This window comes from Pseudoalteromonas sp. SG43-6 (assembly GCF_014164365.1).
Taxonomy (GTDB): Bacteria; Pseudomonadota; Gammaproteobacteria; order Enterobacterales; family Alteromonadaceae; genus Pseudoalteromonas; species Pseudoalteromonas rhizosphaerae.
In genome coordinates this window covers 1-256 of the sequence record NZ_JACJEZ010000216.1, presented here as the reverse complement: position 1 = coordinate 256, position 256 = coordinate 1, and the positions used below count along the sequence as shown (strand labels likewise).

The 256-nt window shown below is 42.2% G+C and carries 1 pseudogene; it reads left to right on the top strand.

The features are described from left to right. Window positions 1–256 (top strand): annotated as a pseudogene (locus H5201_RS23630) (DDE-type integrase/transposase/recombinase); the annotation flags it as partial.

The window sequence follows — 256 nt, the reverse complement described above, 5'->3', positions numbered from 1 at the left end:
CTGATTTGATGACGGATATTTGCAGTCGAGAGCAAATAAAGCCAGAGCAAGTCACGTTACATTCGGATAATGGCAGCCCAATGAAAGGCGCTACATTATTGGCTACCTTGCAAGAATTAGGCATTGTACCGTCGTTTAGTCGCCCGTCAGTGAGTAATGATAATCCCTATTCGGAGTCATTATTTAAAACGTTAAAATATCGCTCAGACTACCCAGAAAAGCCATTTGAAGATATAAGCGCAGCAAGAGAATGGGT